The sequence below is a fragment of the Microbacterium sp. zg.Y909 genome, assembly GCF_024626565.1.
This window is the reverse complement of the sequence record NZ_JANJFJ010000440.1, coordinates 1-3,410: the sequence shown is the minus strand read 5'-3', so window position 1 is coordinate 3,410 and position 3,410 is coordinate 1. Positions and strand designations below refer to the sequence as shown.

Genomic DNA, 3,410 nt, shown 5'->3' with positions numbered 1-3,410 from the left:
CTTGACCGGCTCGCCCCGGTACAGGGCCTCGAACGTGTCGAGGGTGCGGGCGATGTCGTGGATCTCGACGCCCTTGAGCGACGCGCGCTGCATGGCGAGGAACTCCTCGGGCGATGCCGTGAGCACGCGAGTCAGCTTGGCGGCGAGGTCGTCGGGGTCCTGCGGGCGGAACAGCCAGCCGTTGACGCCGTCCTGCACGAGGTGCGGCAACGCGAGGGCGTCGGCGGCGACGACGGGGAGCCCCGAGGCCATCGCCTCCATGGTCGCGATGGACTGCAGCTCGGCGATCGACGGCATCGCGAACACGCTGGCACGGGTGTACAGCGAGCGCAGCTCGTCCTCGTCCACATGCCCGTGGAAGATCACGCGGTCGGACAGCCCGAGCTGGGCCGCCATCGCTTCGAGCGCCTTGCGCTGGTCGCCCCCGCCGACGATGTCCACCGTCGCCTCCAGCGCCGGGTCGAGCCGGGCGACGGCGTTGAGCAGCGTGTCGATGTGCTTCTCGGAGGTCAGGCGACCGACGAACAGGATGCGGTTGACGCTGCGCGGCTCGAGAGCGGGCGTGTAGTTCGCGGCATCCAGTCCGCAGCTGATCGGGATGACCCCGGTGATGTCGATCGTGGACTCGAGGAAGTCCGCCGCGCGGCGGGTGGGCGTCGTGACCGCCCGCGCCAGCGCGAAAGTGCGCGCGGCGTCGTCCCACGCGGCCTTCAGCATGACCTTGTCCAGGAACGGCGGCAGGGTCGTGAAGTCGAGGATGTTCTCGGCCATCACATGGTTCGTGGCGACGACGGGGATGCCGCGCTGCGTGGCGATGCGTGCCAGGCCCCGCCCGATGACGATGTGCGACTGGATGTGCACCACGTCGGGGCGCACCTGGTCCAGCACCTTGCGGGCGTAGTGCTTCGACCGGAACGGCCAGACGAAGCGCAGCCAGTCGTGCGGAGGCCAGCGCAGCGACGGCAGCCGGTGCACGGTGAGGGGCACGCCCTCGATCACCTCGGTGGCGGGCGGTACGCGCTTGTACTTGCGGCCGGGCGCCACGACGTGCACCTCATGGCCGCGGGTCGTCAGACCGGCGGCGAGGCGCTCGGCGAAGCGTGCGGCCCCGTTGACGTCGGGGGCGAACGTGTCGCAGCCGATGACGATCTTCAGGGGACGCCGGATGCCGGCGGGTGCTTCTTCGGGCTCGGGTCCGGGTGTCGCGGGGGAAGTCACGGAGGGTGGCTGCCTATCTCTGCGTCGTGCCGCGGGGTATGGCGGCGCGGCCCCACTCTACCCGAGCAGCCCAGGGGACCGGAAAGCGCGCCACTCCCTGCCGACGCACAGCGCCGGCCGGCGGCGTATCCCCCTACCCTGGGTGCATGTCCCGACTGCAGGCCGACGCCGATCCCGCCCGCTGGGTCACCGTGACGGGATCGCTGGGCTTCAGGGGCCGCCGTCACCGCAAGGCCGCGATCCGCATGCTGATGGAGCAGGCGAACGCGGCCCTCGGCGCGTCGGCGCGCCCGGCCAGCGGCATCGCGGCCTGGGCGGTGAGCCAGGCGGCACCACTGCTCATGCGCAAGGCCGACGGCCGGGTGCTGGTGTGGGTGTGGAAGGACGACCCCGAACTGCTCGTCGCGATGGCGCAGCTGCAGCAGGCCACGCCGCAGCTGCGGGCTTCGCGCGCCATGATGCCGATGGAGTACGACGACACCGAGTCGTTCCGCAACCCCTACCTGGGCGTCGGCGAGAAGCTCGCGATGACGATGCCGAGCGGCGACAAGACGCCGCCCTTCCTCAGCTACACATGGGACACCGGCACGCACTTCGTCACGCTCACCGCCGTCTGCAGCGACCGCACGCGCGTGGGGACGGTCGTCGGCGACGTCGACCATCTGGCGCGCAGCCTGCGGGTGGTGGGAGACGTCACCCTCGGCTCGTCGCCCGACGTGCTGCGCCTCGACCCCAGCTGACCCGCCCCGGTCGGCTCGCCCGCGGCGAAAGGTGGGGAGTCCTCCCCATCGGCAACCGTGCACCGTGCCTCCTATGCTTTGGCTATGGCCAGCACGCTCCGCATCGACACCGAGACCGTCACCGATCTCGCGAGGAATCTGGGGCGCATCCATCGCACCCTCGATCGCGTCGACAGCGACTCCGACGCCCTCGCCGACGCCCTCGGGCATGACAGGCTGGCCGGTGTCGTGCAGGAGTTCGGGGACGGCTGGGACCGGCGCCGCGCCGAGCTGATGGATGACGTCGACGTGCTCCGACAGAAGGCGAAGACGGTCGCCGACGCGTTCCGCGACGTCGACGACGAGCTCGGCAACGCCGTGGAAGGAGAAGGCTGACATGCCCGAAGCCACCCCCGCCGGTCTGATCGCCCCGATCCCCGGCAACCCCGACCGGGTGCGGCGCAAGGCCGAGAAGTACCAGCGCATGGCCGACGCGATCACCGACGCCACCGCGCAGCTCGAACAGGTCATCACGCAGGCCGGCTCGCAGCAGAGCGACGCACTCGAGGCGCTCGCCGAGTCGGTGGGTGACACACGGGAACGTCTGCGCAACCTGCACGGCCGGTACGAGGTGGCCGGCTCCCAGCTGCTGGCGTACGCGGAGGTCCTGGCCACGGCGCAGCGGCAGGCGCTGCAGGCCATGGAGGCCCGCGATGAGGCCCAGCTCGCCGAGCGACGCCACGAATACCGGCTCGCCGAGGCCAACGACGCCATCAGGTCCACGGTGGACCCCGTCGAACGCACCGACGCCGCCCAGTTCGCCTCGGGCGTGTCGCAGCACCTGATGATGGCTCGTGCCGACCTGCGCAGTGCCGGCATCCTTCACGCGGCAGCGGTGGACAACGTCCGCGAGGCGGGCAACCAAGCCGCGGAGGCGATCGCCGCGGCCGTCAAGGGCGACCGCGTCAACGATTCCCTCTGGGACAAGGTCTCGGGGGCGGTGAAGGACTGGGTCAGCGCCAACGCCGGATGGCTCTCGGCGGTGAAGAACATCCTCGGGGCGATCACCGCGATCGTCGGCATCCTGAGCATCTTCTTCCCGGTGCTCGCCCCCATCGCGCTGGGCCTGGCGGCGGCGACCGCCCTGCTCAGCTTCGGTCTCGCCTTCGCCGGCGAGGGCTCATGGCTGTCGTTCGGGCTGGACATGCTCGGCGTGCTCACCTTCGGCATCGGTGCCGTCGCGGCCAAGGGCGTCGGGTTCGCTCTGCGCGGCACGCAGGTGCTGCGCGGCCTCACGCACAACCGCCAGGCCACGTCGCTGTTCCAGCGCATCGTGCATCCGATCTCGACGCGCCGCAGCGCCATAGCCGCCGTGGGCGACGAGTTCCAGCGGCTGCTGCCGGCGGGTCAGCAGCTGATGACCCGGATGCCGCAGGCCACGATCCCGCAGAAGTTCACCCGGGAGTGGCTGGA

General features: G+C 71.0%; 3 protein-coding genes and 1 pseudogene. 3 read left to right on the top strand and 1 reads right to left on the bottom strand.

The features are described 5' to 3' along the window. A partial coding sequence (locus NQ160_RS20940; protein ID WP_257517010.1) for a glycosyltransferase occupies positions 1 to 1,218 on the bottom strand: 1,218 nt, incomplete at its 3' end. Positions 1,219 to 1,364: 146 nt separating this feature from the next. Between NQ160_RS20940 and NQ160_RS20935 the strand changes: the two genes are divergently transcribed. The 3 genes and pseudogenes from NQ160_RS20935 to NQ160_RS20925 all read left to right on the top strand — a co-directional run. Beyond that, complete coding sequence (locus NQ160_RS20935; RefSeq protein WP_257517009.1) at positions 1,365 to 1,958, top strand: hypothetical protein; 594 nt, start codon at positions 1,365 to 1,367, stop codon at positions 1,956 to 1,958. A gap of 84 nt (positions 1,959 to 2,042) precedes the next feature. Beyond that, on the top strand, positions 2,043 to 2,333 hold the full coding sequence (locus tag NQ160_RS20930) for a hypothetical protein (protein ID WP_257517008.1): 291 nt from the start codon (positions 2,043 to 2,045) through the stop codon (positions 2,331 to 2,333). A gap of 1 nt (position 2,334) precedes the next feature. Further along, positions 2,335 to 3,410, top strand: a pseudogene (locus NQ160_RS20925) (hypothetical protein); the annotation flags it as partial.